Source organism: Chitinilyticum litopenaei DSM 21440 (assembly GCF_000428145.1).
Taxonomy (GTDB): domain Bacteria; phylum Pseudomonadota; class Gammaproteobacteria; order Burkholderiales; family Chitinibacteraceae; genus Chitinilyticum; species Chitinilyticum litopenaei.
Genome location: NZ_KE386629.1, coordinates 76,500 through 98,931, shown reverse-complemented (window position 1 = coordinate 98,931; position 22,432 = coordinate 76,500). Strand labels below are relative to the sequence as shown.

The following is a 22,432-nucleotide window of genomic DNA, read 5'->3' as shown; positions in this document are numbered from 1 at the left end:
CAATGAACATTGTAATCCCCATGGCTGGGCGAGGCAGCAGATTCGCCGACGCTGGTTATACAACCCCCAAACCCCTAATCCCTGTACTTGGCAAGCCAATGATTCAGTGGGTCATTGAAAACATAAAAACAGACCTCAAACACCAATTCATCTTCATTTGCCAAGAAGCTCATATTCGAGATTATGACCTAGACTCCCAAATTAGAAAAATATGTCACAAATCAAGAATAATTTCAGTTAAAGACGTGACCGATGGTGCGCTAAGAACCGTGCTCTGCGCAAAAGACTATATCAACAATGACTCACCACTGACAATTGCAAACTGCGACCAATTCGTCGACATAAATTTTGATCACTATCTAAAATTCTCCACAGAGAACACATTCGACGGCGTAATAATGACTATGCCCGCCAGTGACCCAAAATGGTCATACGTTCGAAAAGGCAAAAACGGATATATCGATCTTGTTGTCGAAAAGCAAGTTATTTCATCCGAAGCTACCACAGGTATATATAACTTCCGAACTGGCCGTGATTTTATTTCCGCAGCGGAAGAAATAATATCTAGAAACTGCATGGTCAACAACGAATTTTATGTCGCTCCAGTATTCAATATACTAATTGAGAGAGGAGGGGTAGTAGCCAGCTACAACATTGGAGAAAAAATGCATGGGTTAGGAACTCCTCATGATTTACAGCTCTTCGAAGCCACGTACAGGAATGCAAAGTGACACCTGAAGACATTACCTTTATCGTTCAGGGATCCATATCTAGGCCCCCTCACCACTCGACGCTTGACTGTATTTCCAGCATTAGAAAGCACTTCCCTGGGGCAGAAATAATAATTTCGACCTGGGAGGGCGAGTCGCTCGATAAATTGGATGCAGACCACATACTCCTGCTAGATGATCCTGGCGTTGTCGGCCAGCAAAACAACGTTAATCGGCTACTAATTGGTGTACGTGAAGGGATCAAGGCTGCGACGCGTAATTATATATGCAAAATAAGATCTGATATCATATTCACCAGCGCAAACTTAATTAAGTACTACACGCAAGAGTGGCCACAGCGCCAGCCAGACTGGATAGCCTTTTCTGAAAGAATCATTATCCCCAGTTTTTTTACAAGAAAAGCAACACCATATTCACCATATCCATTTCACCCTTCAGACTGGGCTGCATTCGGCGAAAAGAATGATATCGCCGTTCTGTTTTCTCAAGAGAAGGCTGAATACACCGATATACACAGCATGTTCTACCCCAGCGTACTCTATCAAGAGCTTGGCACTTGGCAAATGTCGGTTACTCCCGAGCAATATATTCTTAGGGGACTTTTGAGCTCTACCTTCGGGGCTAAAAAAGACGTGTCAATTTTCCCGCTCTCCGTCAGCAATATCGAAAACTCAAACCGTTTCATAGCTGCGAACTTCATCGTTCTAGACACCGAAGAGCAATTTGGTATTTCTAATAGAAAGTACCCAAAAAGTGATATCAACCCTCGCAGCATAATGGTGCACAAAGACTGGCTTTCCCTTGCGCGCTCATACACTCCCGGCAAAGCATGCTCTACCCCAACTACGAAAATCATTTCTTCGCTCTCTGATAATCTAAACGAGGGTTTCGACCAAAGCCTAATTGAAAGTGCAAGAGTACATGGTCTGGAATGGCTTGCCACGCTCAATGAATCAACCCATACCATTAAATTGGGCTTCAATGATGCGACACTGGGTGGCATGAATCGCCATGTCAGAAGCGCCAACAATCAGCTCCTTCGCAAAATCACCACCAACTACGCAAATGAAATATCAAGCCACGCAATAAAAAACAATATAAATCAGCATTCAATATCAAGCCACGACCAAATTGAAATCGGATGCACCTCATATCCGAAAGATCGTTACGCAAAACTTAAGAAATCAAAACCTTTACTATTCATAGCAATACCTATATTTAACGCAGAGAAAAATCTCTCCCGATGCCTCGAAAGCATACTAAATCAAATAGATGTAAATCTGATGGTTGCTATTATCGACAGCGACTCTACAGACAACTCATCGAAAATCGCCATGAAATTCGCGGACATGGATGAACGTGTCGTATACTTTCACTTTAACTGCAACATTGGAAGAACGCACAACTGGAACAGGGCGATCAATTTTATTTGCTCACCTTTCTTCAAACTAATGATGGTTAATGACCAACTGGCCCCCACAGCATGCAAAAATGCACTTGACGCCTTCGCTAATGATTGCACAGTTTCCTTAGTTTCCGTTCGCAACCAAGTAATTTTACAAGGGGAACCCCAAGAATCGGAAATAAAAAAATTCAACGACTTCATTCTTGACCCAAACGAGACAGTAATTAAATGCATGTTGAATGGCAATACCCCGGGCGGCCCCTCTTCACAGTTCTTCAGAACACTAGTCGGTGAAATCCCAAGATTTGATTATCGGTTCGACTGGGCCGCTGATTTTGACTTCAGCCTCAGATATATAGAACTCGCAAGAGACAATGAAGGCAAAGGAAAATTTCGCCACATCGATGAAGCCCTTTGCATATTTGACGCAGGCACAGAAAGAAACTTTAACAGCACGCTCTTTGCTAAAAAATATGTTGAAGAATGCAATATACGAATCGCGTACATCCTAGAGCGCGCAAGAGAAATAAGTGTTGCCCTCCTAGAAAAAATAGCCACCAGCAACGACCTCCTATTTGACTACTGCTGGCGCGCGGCCATCAATGAAACAGATAGGATAATTTTGGATAAATCCCGGCTTGCGTGGCTGGACACCTTTACATTTATTCTTGGACTAGCAAAGAAAAATTATTCCCCAGCTGCAATATCAACCCATTACAGTCTGAAATTATTGTCATGGCAAGAACTGTCTCATCAATCACTCCTTATCAGCAAATCGGAGCCAACCAATAGCACGATAAATTATAACTCTAACGAAGACCCTCAGATTTTTCGTGAGCACAATCAAATTGAAGAATTAGACCACGCGGAACTAAAGCCCCCATCCCAAAATAGCAATGTAAATTACTACGACATCTGGCTCGACCTTCACCGTAAATCAGCACTTCCATTGTCGATTTATGAGAAGAGTATGCTCTATTGGGGGATCTATCCAAAGGTAACCATCACGACCTTTGCAGTTGAAAAGCAACACGCAGAAATCCGTGACACATGCTTTGCCCTACTTGCACAAATTTATCCGCACTGGAACTTAGACATCATCTCTTTCTCCCCCCCTCCAGCCGATTTACCTAGTGATAGCCGCATTTCCTGGCAGACTCTAAGTGATGATGATGATAGCCTAGAGGCCACCAACATAATTCTGACAAAAACTAATTCAGATTGGGTTGGGCGAATCTATCCGGGCGACCGACTAGCCCCCGAAGCACTGTATCTGCTGGCAAATATGTCGCGTCGAAATCCAGAATTGCAATGGCTGTATTCCGATGAGGACACCTTAACCATTAAAATTGAGCGAAATTCTCCATTGCTTAAACCCGACTTTGATGCTGATTTGCTGCGCAGCAGCAACTATATCGGTGGTTTATCACTGTATTCTCGTGCACTGTTTGCCAGCCTGGGAGGGTTTGATGCTGAATTCGAAGGCTGCGAGGATTTTGACTTTGCTCTGCGCGCCAGTGCGCGTCTCGCGCCAAAACATATAGGGCATATTGCCGAAATTTTGTACCACCGTTTTGAAAATGGCAGACTTAGTTATCACACGCCAGATGAAGAGCAGAATCTAGCTCAACAGGCTTTAAATCGCCATTTACACTCACTGGGTTGGCAGGCCGAAGTAAATTCATTCGAAGGGCGTTATTTTTCAATCGATTACCGCACGAATAACACTCCAATCGTTGACATTATAATTCCAACCCGCGATGGACTGGCTGATTTGAAGCGCTGCATCGATTCTTTAGTTTCACTAACGCGCTACCCAAATTACAAAATTCATATTATTGACAATCAAAGCCAGCAGCAGGAAATACTGGCTTATTTTGAGGATCTTAAGCAACGCGGCATGGCGGATATTATTCTTTATGATGCCCCATTTAATTTCTCTGCCATGCACAATGAAGCTATTGCACAACTCGATGGCGAGTATGTCCTTTTGCTCAATGACGACACTCAGGTTCTCGACCCAGAATGGCTAGACAAAATGCTTGGGATCGCCGAAGAAACCGATGCAGGAGTCGTTGGCCCCATGCTGGTTTTTGAGAATGGCAAGATCCAGCATGCCGGGATCGTGTTGGGTATCGATCATATGCCTGCCGAGCATGTATTCATCGATACGCGCCCCGAAGACACGCAGCTGATGAACCGCAACAAGCTGCTCCAGCAATACTCTGCGGTCACAGGTGCCTGCATGCTGTTGCGGCGAGCAGATTATCTGGCTGTGGGCGGCATGGATGCGGAGGTACTGACACTGACTCTGCAAGATGTCGATCTTTGCTTGAAAATCCGACAGCAACTTGGCAAACGCATTATTTGGACTCCTTCAACCAGGCTGCTGCACGATGGCTCGAAAACCACACACAAATTAGCCAGACGCCAGCCAGCTGCCGCAACCAAAGCACGCAACGAACGCATTGAACTAGAGCGCAACGTATTCTTCACGCGCTGGCGTGAGGTGATTTCCAACGACCCGGCATATAACCCCAATCTAACGCTGGCTAGCCGCACTGCGGCACTTGAAACCGATCCAGCCCTTACAGGGCATCGCTGTTTCCGTCCTGCGCCGCTCGCGCTAGCCTGCCCAGCCGATCATTTCGGCTGCGGAGAATATCGTGTCAAGGCGCCAATGCGTGCATTGATGCGGCAAGGCATGCTTGATGGCTCAATCACTGAACGACTGTATGGCCCCAGTGAAATCATGCGCATCAACCCAGACTCGGTCATTTTCCAGCGTCAACTGGAAGATCACCAGCTTGCAGCAATGCAGCGCTACCGCGACCGTACTGATGCCTTCATTATCTATGAGCTTGATGACCTGATCACGGAAAGCTGGCATCCGGACTTCACGAAGAGCGATGCGCTAGAGCGAACGGACAAGTTGAAAAAGGCGCTATCCATTGCCGACCGCTTGATAGCAAGCACACCGTTGATTGCAGAAAGCTATGCGGAATGGGCCAAGGAAACCGTTATTGTTCCAAATTTTATGCCGTTGGATCGCTGGGGAATGCTGAGACCGGCCCGCCGCCTAGGCAAAAAGCCGCGCGTTGGTTGGGCCGGGGGAAGTACGCATGGACCGGATCTGGCAATGATTGCGGATGTGGTAAAAATTCTTCACAACGAAGTGGAATGGGTCTTTCTGGGAACAGTACCCGAAGCAATGCGGCCTTACGTTCACGAGTATCATCAGGGTGTGCATATTTCAGGCTACCCTGCGGCACTTGCTTACTTAGAGCTTGATCTTGCGCTTGCTCCACTTACGGATAATCGATTCAATCGCAGCCGTACTTCACTTCGTATCCTTGAATTTGGCATTCTTGGTTACCCAGTCATAGCTAGCGACTTACCGTCCTATCGTGGCTTTCCGATTGTCAATGTCGGCGCATCGGTGGATGATTGGGTGAATGCGATCCGCGAGCATATTGCTGATCGGGATGAGTTGGCGAGACGAGGAGACAATTTGCGCCAACACATTATGGAGAACTGGATTCTGGAAAAAAATCTAGACGTATGGCGTCAAGCCTGGCTGCGTGGCTAAAAGCGCTCCAAGTGATCGGGTACTGGACAGGATGCCCGATCACTTATTGTGATTTATTGATGTAACCTCAAATTATCAGCTTAATCCGTAAAGCCATTGCCACTCAATGCGCCTCTTGATTGACAACGCATCAGCTCGTCTACGCACGGCCAGCCAGCATGCTGCTTATATTGCCGGGTTTCTGCCTATACGGGAACGGCGGATTTCTAGAATTTTCTGAGAAGGGTCGCTAATCCGGCTTTCCTTTGCATGGGTAAACCTATTATCTATCAGGTCCAAATTTTACCTAACGACAGTCACCTCCCAACACGCTGGAAATCTGTACCAAGAAGGTGTTCTGTACAACATACGTGACAACAACATGGAAATCAGCGTGCAAGACAATCTAGATTTAGCCGAGCTGCAGCAGATACTGCAAGGCCAATTACAAGCTGGACGACCACAGCAAGCTCTGGATTTCATTCAGGAGTTGCCTCACAACATTCATACACAGCCTGCAATTACCTGGATACAGGCTCACGCATTTCGACAACTTGGACGTCATGCTGAAGCCGCCCAACAGTTTCGCACTCTCGCAATCCAAGGGGGGCAGCATGAAGCTTACTGCTACTATTACGCAGCTTACTGCTGCCACATGGCAGGGGATGCACGGCAAGCCATCACACTGGCAAAAAATGCCATTCGCCTTCAACCAACCATTTCCGAGGCCAGAGCTTTGCTCTGCCAATGCTTGTATAAAAGTGAATGGTATCGTGCCGCTACACCACATGCAAAATGGCTACTAAACAATAGCAATAAGCCTGAAGAGCTATTTATTTCCGCCACCATCTTCATGGCGAACCGCAACTTTGACCAAGCATATCACGCCATATGCCACTCTCTTGAAATTTCGCAAAACATAGACACCGTCCATGACCAGGCCCTATATCTCTCACAGTACAATTGCGACTGGCACCTATTCCAGAAACTGGCCACCCACTACCAGGAAAATCATCAAACAAATAAATCGGAAAATATCCATGAGTCCGCCTTTAGCAATATAACATGGTGCATGGACGAGAAAATCAACAAACAAACAGCTCAAGCCACAACACTGCATGAATTTGGAAAGAAGTCTGCACTTTTCGACCACTCTATAATCCGCCACCCTAGATGCTTACGCATTGGTTATGTCTCTAGCGATTTTTATAACCATGCAACCCTACAGTTAATGGCTGGCGTATTCGAGAAGCATGACAGGAAGACATTCGAAATATTTGCCTACTGTCATAGCAGGGCCGATCAATCGGAACAACGCCAGCGTTTTGTCAATGCAATTGATAACTTGGTTGACATAACCAACCTTAGTGATGAGGAAGCAGCTCGGCGCATCTATTCGGATGCCATCGACATTTTGATTGATCTGAAAGGACCGACCCAGGGAAGCCGACTTGGAATTTTCACCTTAACCCCCGCTCCAATATCTGCCTCTTATCTTGGATTCCCTGGAAGCAGCGGGGCTGATTTCATTGATTACATCATCAGTGATGGCATTGTCACCCCGGAATCCAGCAAACCATTCTATACGGAAAAACTCTGCAGGCTTCCCGAAACTTATCAATGCAATGACAATGCACGTGCAATTGCAGCCAACCCCATTTCCCGGGATGAGCATACATTACCTAAAAACGGGGTTATATTTTGCTGCTTCAATCAGCCTTATAAAATCGAAGAAGTAGCATTCACACACTGGATGCGCATTCTCTCGGCCATTCCCGAAAGCGTTTTGTGGCTACTGGAAACGGGTGAGCTGGCCAAGCAGAACTTGCGAGCCGAAGCGCAAAAAAGAGGCATCTCCGCAGATCGGCTGATTTTTGCCCCAAAAACAGCAACCGCGCTGCACCTTGCCCGCATCAGCCTGGCCGATATTGCGCTCGATACGCGCATCTATAACGGCCACACCACGACCAGCGATGCGCTGTGGGCTGGCGTGCCGGTGCTCACCGTGCCGGGAACCCACTTTGCCAGCCGGGTCTCGGCCAGCCTGCTTACCGCGTGCGGGATGTCCGAGTTGATCCAGCCCGATTGGGAAACGCTGTGCGAAACAGCGATTGCGCTGGCCAGATCGCCAGAGCGGCTACGCGCATTAAAAGAGAAGCTGGTCCAGATGCGCCTCCAAGCCCCGCTATTCGATACTGAGCGCTTTACCCGGCATCTTGAGCGCGCCTACGCCATGATGGCCGAGCGCTGGCAAACGGGCTTGCCACCGGCTGATATCGACGTTCCGGCCCTCCCTCAACGAGAAGTGCCATTTGCCGATTGCATCCCGACCGTGGAAGTCAATCTTGATGCGACGACCGATGGAGACACAGAAAAGTGGCGGCATCCCCAGGAAAAATGCCCTGTGTGTGGCGGCGAAGATCTGGCCGGAGAGCGAATCGCACAGCTTGAATTCGAGAGCGAAGCCGCCACCAGCCTGCCACAACGCATTCACTGGGGGCAATGCGCGGATTGCGAGCATGTTTATACGCTCGATTACTGGAGCGAAGATGCGCAGGAGCAGCTGAATGAAATGTGCCCATCCGAGCGCTCCGATCCATCCATGCTGCATCGCCATGATGCGGGCCAGCTAGTCGAGCGAGCATTCGCAAATGCGGGAGGATGGCGGGCACTGCGTCAGCGTGGCTACCCACTTGTATGGCTGGAAGTTGATCCAGACACGCCCTGGGTTTACGCCTCAGCCCTCGAACAAGGAGCCGCGTTGACCGGACTGTCCGCGTCCTACCGGATGTCAGAACGGTTGCAAACGCTGGGTGGCCAAACTGCACACGCTGATTTTCTTGATCTCGAGATTTCTGGCCAAACAATTGAGGTGATATCCCTGCAAGGTGCGTTGGAGACGACCCCCTTTCCGCGCGACTACTTGCAAAAGGCGTTTTCACTGCTGGCCAGCGGCGGGGTTTTGCTTGCCAGCATCAGCAACAGCGCAAGCCCATACTGGAAAATGAAGGAAACGGAAGATGAAATGGCATGCTGGGGCAACCCCTTGCGCCAGCAGCTGTTCAGCACCGAGAATCTTCTGCGGCTCATTGAAGACTGTGGATTCAGGGTCATGGAAAGCCATGCCTGTGCATCACGGCTAGCGGGGGTTAGCCTGATAGCAATCAGGCCATAAGCCTACTGTATAGGATGGTAGCCTTCGAAAAACATGGCCTTGATCACAATACCCACCAGCCTATCTGTCGCCAGCCAATCAAGCAATCGTCCTGCTCCCCCACCACCCCGCCTCCTCGAACACCGACAAGCCTGACAGGTCCGCATGCGCGAAGCGGATGCGGCCGTCGGCTTCCCTCAGTGCCTTGAGGCCCGGGTTGTCGAGAAAACCGGGGGCGGGGGTGCTCATGGCGTGGCCGCGCACGGTGATTTCGACCTGCTTCACGTAGTGCCGCCAGCGCCAGCCATACACGGCGTGCAGATCCTGCGCGGCAATTTCGTAGAGATCGTCGGCGCTGGCGCGCTCCAGCTGGTGCCGCAGCGCGCGGGGGTCAACTCCGGAATAGGCGTGGTAGGCGGTGAACACGCTTTGCGCCGGCTTGCCCTGGCGGATCAGCTGGTGGGTACTGTTGATGTAGCCGAGGCTGTTGCTGCCATACACGACATTGTCCCAAGCCAGCGGATGCTCGTGCGGTTCTTCGGGAAAGGCGTCGATCAGGAAGTTGCTCACCTGCCAGGCGGCATGCGGCAAGGCGTGCCGCTCCGGGTCGTAGCCCAGATCGCGGATGCCGGTCACCACGCGGCTGGCCACGTGCAGCGGCATCGCGCAGATCACCTGGTCGGCGAGCAGGCGCACGCTGCGGCCCTGCCGCACGTCGAACACATCCACCTCGACATGCCGGCCCCTATCCGTCACGCGCACGGCCATGCCGGGCAGGCGCTGCTGCGGCTGCAGCCGGGACAGCATGTGCCGCGCCAGCGGGTTGAGCCCGTCCGGCCAGGTCAGCACCGCGCCGTTTTCGGCATTGGCGGCATGGCCGCCACGGCTGGCGAAATAGTGCAGGCCGGCCCAGGCCGAGACTTCGGCGCTGCCAGCGCCGTAATCGTCACGGCAAACGTAATCGAGATACCACAGCAGTCCGGGCGCGGTGTAGCCCTGCTGCTTCAGCCAGGCGGCAAAGGTCAGCTTGTCCAGCGCCCGCCACTCGGGGTCACTGGAGGACAGCGCCAGCGGAATCACGAAAAGGCGCCGGCCGTCGCGGCCCTTGCGCTCGCGCAAGCCGGCCACAAAATCCAGAAAGCGCTGCTGCTGCGCCAGCTCGTCCGCGCCCATGCCGATCCGCGGCAGCGTCCCCTCCTGCCAGCGCCCGTCCACCCATAGCCGCTCTTCCGGCGCATGCACGAGAACGCGCTCGTCGTAGCGCGGGCGCTCGCCGAATGGATCGGCTTCGATCACCCCCATTTCAAACAGCAGTTCGCGCACATGCGTCGACTCCAGCGACGGCAGTGGCAGATAATGCGCGCCGCGCGGATAGGGCTCGCCGCCCATGCTGCCAGCGGCGCAGTTGCCATAGCGCTCGGGGCCCTCGACCAGCAGGATGTCCTGCCGGCCCTGCCGCGCCAGCTGCCAGGCGGCGAACAGTCCGGCCACGCCGGAACCGAGAATCGCCACGCCAACCTTGCGCTCACCGGACGGGGCGGGGATAGGGGTATTGCCACGCAGCCAATGGCCCTCCTGCATCCCCGGCCAATACCCGGTGATATCCAAGCCAAGTTGCAGCGGGTGGCGGCAGCCGCCCAGCAGCCAGCCAGCCCCCATGGCCGCCCCCAGCTGCAGCATGCGACGGCGATTCAGCAGCATCAGCGGATCACCCGCGACCAGTCCTGCTCGAAATAATGCACCAGCGACTGGTTGTTGAGCCGGTTGGCCTCGACCTCGACCGGCTGCATGTCCGGCGGAAAGAAGAACATTTGCCGTGTCGATTCGGCATCAAGGAAGCGCATCGGCAGGCGATACGCTTGCGGCGGCTGGTAGCCGCCCTGCCTGCCGGCGAGGATGAAACCCCATTCGCCGAAGGAAGGCACATAGGCGTGGTAGGGTGTGGTCTGCCAGCCGGCTTCCTGCAGCGTCTTGTTGATCGCCCAGTAGGAGCGCGGCGCATGCATCGGCGAGGTGGACTGCACCACCACCAGCCCGCGCTCGGCCACATGCCGCGCCAGCAGGCGGTAGAAAGGCAGGGAATACAACTTGCCCAGCGCAAAATTGCTCGGATCCGGAAAATCGATGATCACCGCATCGAACACGCCATGATCGCCTTCCAGCCACAGCCCGGCGTCCATATTGACAATGCTGGCGCGCTTGTCGAGCAGCGCCCCCTTGTTGAGCGCCAACAGCGGCGCCGACGTACTGAAGAGCCTGGTCATCGCGGGATCAAGGTCGACCAGCGTCACGGCCTGCACGTTCGGATAGCGCAGCACCTCGCGCAGCGCCAGCCCGTCGCCGCCACCGAGAATCAGCACGCGCCGCGCCCAGGGCAGGCGCTCCAGCGCCGGGTGCACCAGCGCCTCGTGATAACGATGTTCATCGCGACTGGAAAACTGCAGATTGCCGTTGATGTACAGCCGCAGATCGTCCTTCCATTTGGTCAGCACCAGGCGCTGATACGGCGTGCTTTCGGCATGAATGATCTCATCGCCATAAATGGCCTTTTCGCTGAACGCCGTCAGCCGCTCGGACGCGATAAAGGCACCGGCCAGCGCCATCATCACCACCCCGCCGCGCAAATATTGGGCAAACGGCGAAGGCAGTTCCTTGCGAAACACTCGCGTCGTCCACAGCGCGACTCCGACATTGAGCACGCCGAACAGCAAGGCGGTGCGTGCCAGCCCCAGCTTGGGCGCGAGCACCAACGGAAACAGCAGCGAGACGGCCAGCGCGCCCATGTAATCGAAGGTCAGCACGCGGCTGACAATGTCGGCAAAGGCCGTCTTGCGCTGATTGAGCACGCGCATCACCAGCGGAATTTCCATGCCGACCAGCGCACCGGTGATCACCACCAGCGCATACAACACCGTGCGGAACGGTGCACTGGCCCAGGCGAACACCAGAAACAGGAACAGCGCCGAGAGCCCGCCGATCAGGCCGACCAGCAGTTCGACATCGATAAACGTCGCCAGCACCCGGTCGTCGCGCACATATTTCGAGCAGTGCGAACCCAGCCCCATGGCAAACAGATAGGTGCCGATGATGGATGAGAACTGCAGCACCGAGTCGCCGAGCAGATAGCTCGCCAGTGCACCGGCAATCAGCTCGTAAGCCAGTCCGCAAGATGCAACTACGAATACGGAAAGGATGAGCAGCCGGTCTCTCATGGCAAAAACTTGTAATTTGGGTAAGAATGAACGGCATTATGCCTGATTGCCGCAAGGAACCCGCATGTTCGCCACGTATCTGCCGCTGTTGCTGACTTATCTGAGCTATCTGGGCAGCGGCATCGCGCTGTTGCTCGTGTTCTCCGTGCTGTATGCAAAAGTGACGCCGCTGGACGAGCTGAAACTGATCCGCGAAGGCTGCACGGCGGCAGCGCTGTCTTACGGCGGCGCGCTGATCGGCTTCTCGCTCACGCTGGCCTCCAGCGCCTGGCACGTCAACATGCTGCACTATTTCCTGATCTGGGGCGCGCTGGCCATGCTGGTGCAGATCCTGGTGCATATCGTGCTGAGCCGCTGCATCAAGGGGCTCGCGCAGGCGCTGATCGAAAACAACATCGCCGTCGGCGCCTTCTCGGGCAGCGTGTCGCTGGCAGTGGGCATCATCAACGCCGGCAGCCTGTCCTGACACATACCCAGCCACGCATATTGGCATGACCATTGCGGCAGAAGCCCTGCCGATCAATACCCACAAACCGATCTAAGTCACTGGAGTCAGCAACATGGGTCTCGGTTCATTCATCAAGAAACAGTTTATCGACATCCTGGAATGGCAGGAGGATCAGGATGGCGTATTGTCCTGGCGCTATCCGATGGCCGACAACGAAATCCAGTACGGCGGCAGCCTCACCGTGCGCGAATCACAGGCAGCGGTGTTCGTCAACGAAGGCAAGATCGCCGACGTGTTTGCGCCGGGGATGTACAAGCTGACCACGCAGACCCTGCCGGTGCTGACCTACCTGAAAAACTGGGACAAGCTGTTCCAGTCGCCCTTCAAGTCGGATGTCTACTTCTTCAGCACCCGCCTGCAGCTCGGTCGCAAGTGGGGCACGCCGCAGCCGATCACCATCCGCGATGCGGATTTCGGCATGGTGCGCATGCGCGCCTTCGGCATCTATTCCTACAAGATCGCCGACCCCAGGCTCTTCTATACCGAAATCAGCGGCACGCGCGAGAGTTACACGCGCGAGGAGGTCGAGCAGCAGCTGCGCAATCTGGTGGTCTCCACCATGACCAGCGCGCTGGGCGCCTCCGGCGTCCCCTTCATCGACATGGCCGGCAACCAGGGCCTGATGGGCGAGAAGATCAGGGAAGCGCTGGTTCCGGTATTCGCCAAGTACGGCCTGCTGCTGGACAACTTCGCCGTTGAAAACGTCTCGCTGCCCGAAGAACTGCAAAAGGCGCTCGACACCCGCATCAGCATGGGCATGATCGGCAATATGCAGACCTACACGCAGTACCAGGCCGCCAACGCGATTCCGCTGGCCGCGCAGAACGAGGGCGGCATGGCCGGCATCGGCGCGAGCATGGCCGCCGGCATCGGCATGGGCCAGGTGATGGCGGGCGCGATGCAGACTGCACTCAATCCGGGCGCAGTCCAGCAGCCTGTCGCTCCGGCGGCGGCCGGTGTGGTCATGGGGGCGGATGGCGGCGTGGGCGTCGGCATGGTCGCCGGCAGCACGCCAGCGGCGCCTGCCGCGCCGGCTCCCGCAGCGCCGGCCGCTGCTGAAGCGGATGATCCGCAGGCCAAACTCGCCAAGCTCAAGGGCCTGCTCGACGCCTGCCTGATCAGCCAGGCCGATTACGACACGGCCAAGGCCGAAGTGCTGAAAAAGTTGCTGGGGTGAGCGGTGCGCAAATCCCAGTGGGATTTGCACACCCTACCCGGGCTTCACCGGAAATCAACACCCAACGCAGCGACGCAGAGGCGCGGAGAAATGCGAAATTCCATGCTTGCACAGATGACATTTGCTTCTCCGGTTTTCTCTGCGTCTCTGCGCCTCTGCGTTGAGGTTTGAACGACTTTATGTACCGTACCGCCTGCCCCAGTTGTGGCGCCGAAGTGCTGTTCCGCTCGACGATCTCGACGATCGCCGTATGCGAGTACTGCCAGAGCACCGTGCTGCGCGATGCCGACGAGGTCAGGGACATCGGCAAGATCGGCAAGGTACTCGAGGATTATTCGCCGATCCAGATCGGCACCTCGGGCACGTTTGCCAAACGCAGCTTCACCGTCGTCGGCCGCATCCAGCTGCATTACGACGCAGGGCTGTGGAACGAATGGTATGTGATGTTCGACGACGGCCAGGGCGGCTGGCTGGCCGACGCGTCGGGCCAGTACATGGTCACGCTCGACATCGGCCCGGCCAAGAACGCCACGCCCTTCGAGCAGATGCGGCCCGAATTCCGCTTTGAACACGCCGGGCGCAGCTTTGTCGCCACCGATGTGCGCACGGCGCGCTGTGTCGGCGGCCAGGGCGAGTTGCCCTTTGTCGTCGGCGCGGGTTATGAAGCAAAGGTCGTCGACTGCCGCTCGGGCGACCGCTTCCTGACCATCGACTATTCGGATGCCGCCCCGAGGCTCTATGTCGGCTCGCCGGTCACGCTTGCGGAGCTCAACTGCCAGCTGCTGCGCGATGGCGACCAGATCCTGCAGAGCGCCGGCAAGCTCAAGGGCGCCAACAATGTGCTCGACTGCCCGAACTGCGGCAGCCCGCTCAATTACAAGGCCGGCGTCGCCACCCAGCTGGTCTGCCCCGCCTGCCACAGCGAGGTCGACTGCTCGGGTGACCGTGCCACGGTGCTGGCCAAGCACGAGGAAGCCAACCGCTATCACGCCACGCTGGATGTTGGCGACTCGGCAACGATTGATGGCGATCACTGGTGGAGCATCATCGGCCTGGTCGAGCTGGAAGAAGTCGGCGATGACGATTCGGGCTGGAGCGAATACCTGCTTTACCACAAGCACAAGGGCTTTCGCTGGCTGGTGGAAACGCGCGAGGGCTGGTACGACGCCAGCGTGCTCGACAAGTGGCCGGAAGCCTGGAGCGAAAACTCGGTCACGCTCAACAAGGAGCAGTACCGCAAGCTCTACCCGGCCTACGACGCGCGCGTGACTTACGCCGCCGGCGCGTTCAACTGGCGCGTGAAGGTCGGCGACATCACCACCTACCGCGAATACGAACGCAATGGCGTGCGACTGGCCAAGGAAAGCACGGCCAGCGAAATCAACTGGTCGCGCTCGAAAAAGCTGACCAACGAACTGGTGGCGCAATGGTTTGGCAAGAAAGAGATTGTCACGCCCAAATACGAGACCGGCGAGGCCGATGATCCGGCCGATCTGAACAAGCTTTCCATCATGGCCATTGTCTGGCTGCTGGTGATCAATGTACCGCTGCTGCTGTTTGGCAGCTTTGGCAGCGGACTGTTCTGGACCGTGCTCGCCTGGTGGCTGCTGCGCCTGCCACTGAAATTCAACAAGGACGACTAAGGTCATGGGGCGCGGATTTTACAAGGCCTACTGCATTGCCATCGTGTCGCTGGCGACGCTCTTCAACATGAGCTCGTGCTCCGGCGGCAGCAGCACACGCGGCTGGAGCAGCGGCTCTTCCAGCGGCTGGAGCTCCGGTGGAGGCCACAAGTAATGCCCGAAGCACTGGGCCGGCACCTGCTGGCCGATTTTCACGGCTGCGATGCGGCGCTGCTGGCCGACCCGCAGCGCATCACCACCGCGCTGCTGGCTGCCGCCCGGGCTGGTGGCGCCACCATCCTGCAACAGCACTTCCACCATTTCGGCGCAGGACAGGGCGTGACCGGCGTGCTGCTGCTGATGGAATCGCACATCAGCATCCATACCTGGCCGGAACACGGCTATGCCGCCATTGATCTTTTCATGTGCGGCCACGCCGAAAGCGAGGCCGCGCTGCGCAGCCTGCAGGAAAGCCTGCAACCCGGCGTGCAGGATGTGCAGCGCATCCTGCGCGGAGCGGTGATGGCCGACGCAAAGGAGCGCGCGGCATGACCCCCTTCGCTCAGGAACTCGCGGCACTGGAACGCAATCTTTTCAATGAGCCGATGATCACGCTGCAGCATTGCCGGCGGCTGCTGGCGCGCCTGCGGCAAAACGACGATGCCGAAGGCCAGATCCGCGCCGCCATCCTGCTGGGCCTGATCGAAGACCAGCTCGGCCAGCAGGTCGGCGCACGCGCCGAGTTGCTCGAAGCACTGGCCACCTGTCGCCGCCACCACCTGCTGACGCTGGAACCCGCCATCCACGAGCGGCTGGGGCGCGAATTCTACACCGCGGGCGAATACGTTCCGGCACTGCGCCACTGGTCCTTCACGCTGGAACTGGGCGCCAGCGTGGCGCTGAGCGACGAGCTGCGCTGCATGAGCTACATCGGTCTTGGCCATTGCTGCAGCGCCTTTGGCCAGACCAGGCTGGCGTCACGCTTTCATCGCGCGGCCATGGCGCTCGCCATGCCGCTGGGCAATATCTATCTGCACAGCAAGGCGGCCATCAGCCTGGGCTGGACCTTGCGCGAGCTGGGCAACAGCGCCGAGGCCAGAAGCATTCTGCAAGATGCGCTGACCGAGTGCCGCACCCACGATTTCCGTTTTTTCCAGCCGGAAATCCTGCTGCGCCTGGCCGAGATCGAGCTGGAGCACGGTCGACAGGACGAAGCGGAAAACCTGGCCGAAGAAGGTCTCTCCCTGCTGGTCTTCACGCCCTCGCACTGGTGCGAAGCCAATCTGCTGGGGCTGCTGGCCGACCTTTACGCCCGCCACGAACAGCTGACGCTGGCGCTGGACCTGATCCAGCGCGCCCTGCGCATCGTCGCCGAAGACCGCATGACCCATGTCGAGGCGCGGCTGTGCCGCCAGGCCGCGCATTACTGCGCACAGCTTGGCGAGCCCGTGCAGGCGGCCGCCTATCGCGAGCGTGTCATCAGCCTGCAAAGCAGCAACGCCCGCCACTGGCAGGCGCCGGGGGAACTGCTGGCACAGCTGCCAGGCTTCCTGCCCCCAGGGGCATGAGCAGCTGCCGCCGCAGCATACCCAAACCCCTACCATCCCACAACCTTTTCCAATAAAGGGTTCTGGTCACATACCCCGCTATTCGGACGCGCCCGCCGCCACGACGCGGATTTCCACCGCCTCATCGACGAGCACGCATTGTCCGGGGCGAATCTTGCAGGTCTTGCGCAGCTCCTGCTGACCATCGACCTGCACCACCCCGGTCGCCACCAGCGCCTTGCCGGCGCCCCCGCTGTCCACCACTCCGGTGATCTTCAGCAAATCGTTCAGCGGGATGTAGTCCTGATCGATTTCCACTTCAAATGCCTGCATGGCTCTCTCCTCGCTAACAGGCTGGTAAACACAGCCTGCGGCCCGTTTTTGCGGCTTCGCCAAAAAAACGCAGCTCAACCAAAAACAAGCCATTGATATTACAGGCAATGATTTGCGCCGGGCTTTGCCCGGCGCCTGAGGCCGGCCGCAAATCCGGCTTCTTCAACACCTGCCTGGTTCTGCTGACGTTATGTTTGCACGGCCCATCTGTGCTGTTTGGGCCTGATGCCAGGCGCGAAGCCCGAAGCATGGCGATTCGATGTGCGGGCTTTGCAACGCATCATCAGGCCAAAAACAGCCAAACCGGCAGCTTGATGAGCCATCCGGCTGGGCGCGTTTTGCGCCGGCGGCTGCGCAAGCAAAACCTCAACAGCAGCTGAAGGGCAACAGCATAACAGGCCGGACACGGCGCGGCTTGAGCCGCTGCACGCCAGCGCCCCGCGCAGCCGGATCGGCACAGCGCTGACGGCGCCAGCCGGCATGCCGCTGCGGCAGGGGAAGCGGGGGCTGCCAGGCCAGCGGCCAGGATGGCGCACACAAGGGCAAGCCCGACGAGAGCCACCCCATAAGCACCCAACCCATACGCAAATTGAGCTTCAAGCCAATACCCGGACAAAAAGGCACCATCAAGCTACTGGCAGAAGCAGTGCGGCCTGCGCCAGACAGGCCGGACAGCGGCAATCCGCCCCGCTGCCCAGCGGCAGCAGCGCCGGCAGATCGGCGCACCAGCAGCCGCCATTCTGGCCGCCAGTGCCACAGACAAACAGCGCACCACACTGGCTGCAGCGTTTCTCTGCACTGCGTGGCGGCAGCGCCAGCAGGCGCTGCCAGACGGCGCGCTGCTCGGTGGCGCTCAGCGCCGACCACTGGCTGATTTCGGCGATGGTGCGCCGGCAACCGCTGCACACGCCATCGGCATCCAGCGCACAGCGCTTGATGCAGGGTGAAGGCACGCCGGTGCCGGAAAAAAGGGGGGATGCAGACATACCGCCAGTCTAGCAAGATTGCGCCCGGCCTGACGCTGTGCACTAGACTTACATCCCGTTCATGCTTGCTGAAGCCCGCCATGAAACGACTGCTGCCCTTGCTGTTGCTGCTTGGCCTGTTGCCGGGCCTGCTGCGCGCCCATGAAATCCTCATCTATGGCGACATCGACTACAAGCCGATGTCCTGGCTGGAAAACAACGAAATGCAGGGCATTGCCGTTGCCGCCGTCGAGCACGTCCGCCAGCAGACCGGCTTGCCGGTAAGGCTGGTGCTGCAGCCCTGGAATCGCAGCTACAACGCCGCACTGGCCGGCAAGGGCGGCATCATTGGCCTGTCCTATACCAGGGAGCGCACCACGCTGTTTGACTACTCGCCGGTGGTGTATGACTCGAAAATCCGCATCGCCACCCTGCGCAGCAAGGCCTTCCGCTACAAGAGCGTTGACGATCTGCGCGGCAAGCGCATCGGCAGCCAGCTTGGAGCCAGCTATGGCGAAGCCGTCGATACGGCAGTGCGGGCCGGCACGATCACCATGGTGCGCGACACCAGCCTGGAAGTGCGCATCCGCAACCTCTTTGCCGGCAATATCGATGTGATCCTGATGTCCTCCAGCCCCAAGTCGCTGGAGGATGTGGTGCGCAACGATCCGGAGCTGACACCGCGCGCCGGCGAGGTGATGATTCTCGACGAGCCGCTGAAAAGCGACCCGCTCTACCTCGGCTTTCGCAAGGGCAGTCTGAACCCCGAAGTCCAGCAACAGATCTTCGACGCCCTGGCCCGCTTCAAGCCACCGGCGCAATACCAGTAAGCTGTCCAGTCCTGCTAAACTCGCGAGCTTGATTGCTCTTCCGTTTCTGACAGGACCAGGACTTATGACCACGCGCGTGCTGACCGGCGTTACCACCACCGGTACTCCCCACCTTGGCAACTACGTCGGCGCGATCCGCCCGGCCATCGAAGCCAGCCGCAAGGCCGATGTTGATGCGTTTTTCTTTCTGGCCGACTACCACGCGCTGATCAAGTGCGACGATCCGGCGCGCATCGAGCGCTCGCGCATCGAAATCGCCGCCACCTGGCTCGCCGCCGGCCTGGACCCGGAACGCGTGACCTTCTACCGCCAGAGCGATATTCCGGAAATCACCGAGCTGAACTGGCTGCTCACCTGTGTCACCGCCAAGGGCCAGATGAACCGCGCGCATGCCTACAAGGCCAGCACCGACGCCAACGAAGCCGCCGGCGAAGAGCCCGATCACGGCGTGACCATGGGCCTGTTCTGCTACCCGATCCTGATGGCTGCCGACATCCTGATCTTCAACGCGCACAAGATTCCGGTCGGCCGCGACCAGATCCAGCACATCGAAATGGCGCGCGACGTCGCCGCCCGCTTCAACCACACCTTTGGCGCCGGGCGCGAACTGTTCGTGCTGCCGGAAGCGCATATCGAAGAGCACGTGGCCACGCTGCCGGGTCTGGACGGCCGCAAGATGAGCAAGTCCTACGACAACACCATTCCGCTGTTCGAGGGCGGTGCCAAGGCCATCAAGGATGCGATTGCCCGCATCGTTACCGACTCGAAACTGCCGGGCGAGCCGAAAGAGCCCGACAATTCGCACCTGGTGACGATTTATGAAGCCTTCGCCAGTGCCGACGAAGCCGCGGCCTTCCGTGCGGCGCTGGTGGGCGGCCTCGGCTGGGGCGAGGCCAAGCAGCAGCTGGTGCAGTTGATCGAGCGCGAAATCGCACCGATGCGCGCCCGCTATGAAACGCTGATGGCCAACCCGGAGCAGATCGAAGAACTGCTGCAGATCGGCGCGCGCAAGGCACGGGCAATTGCCACCCCGCTGCTGCAGGAACTGCGCCACGCCGTGGGCTTGCGCCGCTTCAACGCCATCGCCAAACCGGCTGACCATGCCGAGAAAGCGAAGGGTGCACTGCCGCTGTTCAAGCAATACCGCGAGGCTGACGGCCGCTTCTACTTCAAGCTCACCAGCCACGACGGCCGCGTGCTGCTGCAAAGCGAAGGCTTCGACGCCGGCCGCGATGCGGGCCAATGGGTAGGCAAGCTGAAGAAGGAAGGCGCGGCGGCGCTCAGCGATGCGCCGGTCAGCCTCGGCGCAGGCGTGGCACACGACGACGTGGCCGCCGCACTGGCGCAACTGGCGGCCGAGTAGGCAGGGTATGAACCTGCAGCCCATCACTACCATTGGCTGCATGGCAATACCCCAAGAAGAAACCTGAGTAGCTAGCCAGCTCAGCAACTCGTCATCCCGGCGTCCCGCAGGAATGACGAGTTGTACTTTGCTGAGATAACTACCTATTGATCCGGCCCTCAGAAGTATGAATTTCCGTAGGAGCGAGCTTGCTCGCGAAACATTGCTTATCGCGAGCAAGCTCGCTCCTACGAGTGAAAACATCAGGGGGCCGGATCAATAATCAGGCACGGCATTGGCCGCGATAAAGACCCGGTTGCGCCCGGCTTCCTTGGCGGCGTAGAGCGCCTGATCGGCAGCCAGCAGCAGGCTGGCTTCATCCAGACCATGGGCCGGATATTCGGCCACGCCGGCGGAAAAGGTCAGCCCGCTCAGCTCGCCTCCCGGCGACATCACGCGCTGGCTGGCGTACAGGCGCTGCAGATGGTGTACGCAGCCCTGCGCCTGTGCACCGGTCAGGTCGGAGAGCACCAGGCAGAACTCCTCGCCGCCATAGCGCGCGCTGAAATCGACCGAGCGCAGCCCCATGCGCAGCACGCCAGCCAGCGTGACCAGCACCGCATCGCCCACGGCATGGCCATGCACATCATTGACGGCCTTGAAGTGATCAAGGTCGATCATCACCACGCAGCAGCGATAACCCTGGCGCTGGGCGCGCTGCAACTCCACCGGCAGCGTGTCCTGCAGATAGCGGCGGTTATACAGGTGGGTAAGCGGATCGCGGATCGCCTGCTCCTGCAGCTGGTATTGCAGGCTTTCCACCTCGACCATGCGCACCGCCAGCTCCTGGTTGACGCGCTCCAGCTCGGCGCGGGCCTCCTCCGCCTCCTGCTGGCGACGCATGGCCATGTCGCGTTCCTGCGCCAGCCGCTCGGCAGCGTCTTCCAGCTGGCCGGTCCAGTGCAGGAAGAAGCGGTACCCCAGGAACACCATTGCCAGAAACAGCACGGTCAGGATCCAGTACACCGCCACGGTGGCATCGTGCGTGACCACCGCCAGCTGCCGCCAGGCTTCGGCCGCGTTTTCACTGCGAATCTGCACGCTGCGGTTGCTCAGCACGAAGGACAGCCACAGAAAACCCAGCACGCCCAGCACGCCCAGCGCACCGGCGCTCAAAAGGCGCCAGGTTTCCAGCAGGCCGCAATCCGGCATCGGGAAATGCGTCTGCCGCCAGCGCAGCACCGCCGGCGTGCACAGCGCCAGCACCGGGCCAACGATGAACACCGTCTGCAGGAAACCACCCAGCCACCAGCCCTGCCACACGGCAAAGGCATCATGCTGGTTCAGGGCATTGGTGTGCGACCAGACAAAGGAACCGGTCGCGCTGAAGACATTGGCAATAAAGGCAATGGCCACAAAGAACAGGATGGCCGGGGCGCTGCGCAGCGCGCAGGGCATCTGGATGGCGCGATAGGCCGTACCCAGCACCAGATAACCCAGCACATTGGAAAAGGCGAACAGCAGGGACCAGTACCAGGGCATGCCCGACACGACGGCCACCGCCAGTGTCGCCAGATAGGCTGGCACCGCCCCCCAGCGCACGCCAAACCACAGCACCCACAGCGTGCACAGCACCAGTGGCGGATAGATGGTCACGTACACCTGGGCGCCGCCAAAGCGCAGCGCCTGACCGGTCAGCTCCCAGTAGATCGTCAGCAGCGCAAACAGAATGCACAGGACAAGACTGCACCCCCAGGCCAGCGCCAGCGTACGACGCGGGCCTGGCGGCAGACTGCGGTCGAGCAGGATGCGCAGCGGCAAGCCTTCCTGGATGGCCGGATGCGGCCAGAACGCGACAGGCGGGACAGGAGAAGCGTGCAGCGGCCGCCGGGATTCGATCATTGTTAGAAAAATTGTCAGGTTTTATTCAGTTAACTATACAAAACCCGCATGACAAACCCAGCCTGTCCTGTTCATGAAATGGCAACAGGCAAGAAAAACATGGGTATATCAGCCAAACCAAACATATAAAATGGAT

General features: G+C 57.5%; 16 protein-coding genes. 11 read left to right on the top strand and 5 right to left on the bottom strand.

Going from position 1 to position 22,432, the window contains the following annotated elements; genetic code table 11:
* Positions 1 to 2: 2 nt before the first annotated feature.
* The 3 genes from C515_RS23285 to C515_RS23275 all read left to right on the top strand — a co-directional run bounded on the left by C515_RS23285 (position 3) and on the right by C515_RS23275 (position 8,879).
* Positions 3 to 731: a glycosyltransferase family 2 protein gene (locus tag C515_RS23285; protein WP_211234098.1), complete on the top strand. Its 729-nt coding sequence runs from the start codon at positions 3 to 5 to the stop codon at positions 729 to 731.
* On the top strand, positions 728 to 5,725 hold the full coding sequence (locus C515_RS23280; protein ID WP_081687029.1) for a WavE lipopolysaccharide synthesis family protein: 4,998 nt from the start codon (positions 728 to 730) through the stop codon (positions 5,723 to 5,725). Before C515_RS23285 ends, C515_RS23280 begins: the two co-directional genes overlap by 4 nt.
* Positions 5,726 to 6,086: 361 nt before the next feature.
* Entirely contained in the window at positions 6,087 to 8,879 is a 2,793-nt protein-coding gene (locus C515_RS23275) for an O-linked N-acetylglucosamine transferase family protein (protein WP_144290521.1), read from the top strand.
* Positions 8,880 to 8,957: 78 nt separating this feature from the next.
* Here C515_RS23275 and C515_RS0116865 read toward each other — a convergent pair whose 3' ends face one another.
* A complete protein-coding gene (locus C515_RS0116865) occupies positions 8,958 to 10,559 on the bottom strand; it encodes an FAD-dependent oxidoreductase (protein WP_211234097.1) in 1,602 nt (533 codons plus the stop codon).
* Positions 10,559 to 12,070 carry a polyamine aminopropyltransferase gene (locus tag C515_RS0116860; protein ID WP_028456449.1) on the bottom strand — a complete coding sequence of 504 codons (1,512 nt, stop codon included), beginning with the start codon at positions 12,068 to 12,070 and terminating at the stop codon, positions 10,559 to 10,561. The genes C515_RS0116865 and C515_RS0116860 overlap by 1 nt, the downstream gene beginning before the upstream one ends.
* Before the next feature lie 64 nt (positions 12,071 to 12,134).
* On the opposite strand from C515_RS0116860, the gene C515_RS0116855 reads away from it, so the two are divergent.
* From C515_RS0116855 to C515_RS0116830, 6 genes are all read left to right on the top strand, one after another.
* Positions 12,135 to 12,536, top strand: a complete 402-nt coding sequence (locus C515_RS0116855) for a DUF350 domain-containing protein (protein ID WP_028456448.1) — start codon at positions 12,135 to 12,137, stop codon at positions 12,534 to 12,536.
* Positions 12,537 to 12,630: 94 nt separating this feature from the next.
* Positions 12,631 to 13,755, top strand: coding sequence for an SPFH domain-containing protein (locus tag C515_RS0116850; RefSeq protein ID WP_028456447.1), 1,125 nt, complete (start codon positions 12,631 to 12,633; stop codon positions 13,753 to 13,755).
* A gap of 179 nt (positions 13,756 to 13,934) precedes the next feature.
* Positions 13,935 to 15,398: a DUF4178 domain-containing protein gene (locus tag C515_RS0116845; RefSeq protein ID WP_028456446.1), complete on the top strand. Its 1,464-nt coding sequence runs from the start codon at positions 13,935 to 13,937 to the stop codon at positions 15,396 to 15,398.
* A 4-nt stretch (positions 15,399 to 15,402) separates the two neighbouring features.
* A complete protein-coding gene (locus C515_RS24285) occupies positions 15,403 to 15,552 on the top strand; it encodes a hypothetical protein (RefSeq protein ID WP_169719583.1) in 150 nt (49 codons plus the stop codon).
* The gene (gene speD / locus C515_RS0116835) at positions 15,552 to 15,929 is read left to right on the top strand and encodes an adenosylmethionine decarboxylase (RefSeq protein ID WP_028456445.1); all 378 of its coding nucleotides are present in this window, start codon (positions 15,552 to 15,554) and stop codon (positions 15,927 to 15,929) included. Before C515_RS24285 ends, speD begins: the two co-directional genes overlap by 1 nt.
* A complete protein-coding gene (locus tag C515_RS0116830; protein ID WP_028456444.1) occupies positions 15,926 to 16,945 on the top strand; it encodes a hypothetical protein in 1,020 nt (339 codons plus the stop codon). The genes speD and C515_RS0116830 overlap by 4 nt, the downstream gene beginning before the upstream one ends.
* A gap of 78 nt (positions 16,946 to 17,023) precedes the next feature.
* Here the strand turns inward: C515_RS0116830 and C515_RS0116825 are convergent, their stop codons facing one another.
* Together C515_RS0116825 and C515_RS0116815 are read right to left on the bottom strand one after the other, a co-directional pair.
* Positions 17,024 to 17,257, bottom strand: coding sequence for an RNA-binding S4 domain-containing protein (locus tag C515_RS0116825; RefSeq protein ID WP_028456443.1), 234 nt, complete (start codon positions 17,255 to 17,257; stop codon positions 17,024 to 17,026).
* Positions 17,258 to 17,883: 626 nt separating this feature from the next.
* On the bottom strand, positions 17,884 to 18,243 hold the full coding sequence (locus C515_RS0116815) for a DUF1289 domain-containing protein (protein WP_043650208.1): 360 nt from the start codon (positions 18,241 to 18,243) through the stop codon (positions 17,884 to 17,886).
* Between the two features lie 80 nt (positions 18,244 to 18,323).
* Between C515_RS0116815 and C515_RS0116810 the strand changes: the two genes are divergently transcribed.
* Both C515_RS0116810 and C515_RS0116805 read left to right on the top strand, forming a co-directional pair.
* Positions 18,324 to 19,052 carry a substrate-binding periplasmic protein gene (locus tag C515_RS0116810; RefSeq protein ID WP_028456440.1) on the top strand — a complete coding sequence of 243 codons (729 nt, stop codon included), beginning with the start codon at positions 18,324 to 18,326 and terminating at the stop codon, positions 19,050 to 19,052.
* Positions 19,053 to 19,116: 64 nt separating this feature from the next.
* On the top strand, positions 19,117 to 20,415 hold the full coding sequence (locus C515_RS0116805) for a tryptophan--tRNA ligase (RefSeq protein ID WP_028456439.1): 1,299 nt from the start codon (positions 19,117 to 19,119) through the stop codon (positions 20,413 to 20,415).
* Between the two features lie 255 nt (positions 20,416 to 20,670).
* Here the strand turns inward: C515_RS0116805 and C515_RS22765 are convergent, their stop codons facing one another.
* Complete coding sequence (locus C515_RS22765) at positions 20,671 to 22,296, bottom strand: GGDEF domain-containing protein (protein ID WP_028456438.1); 1,626 nt, start codon at positions 22,294 to 22,296, stop codon at positions 20,671 to 20,673.
* Between the last annotated feature and the right edge of the window lie 136 nt (positions 22,297 to 22,432).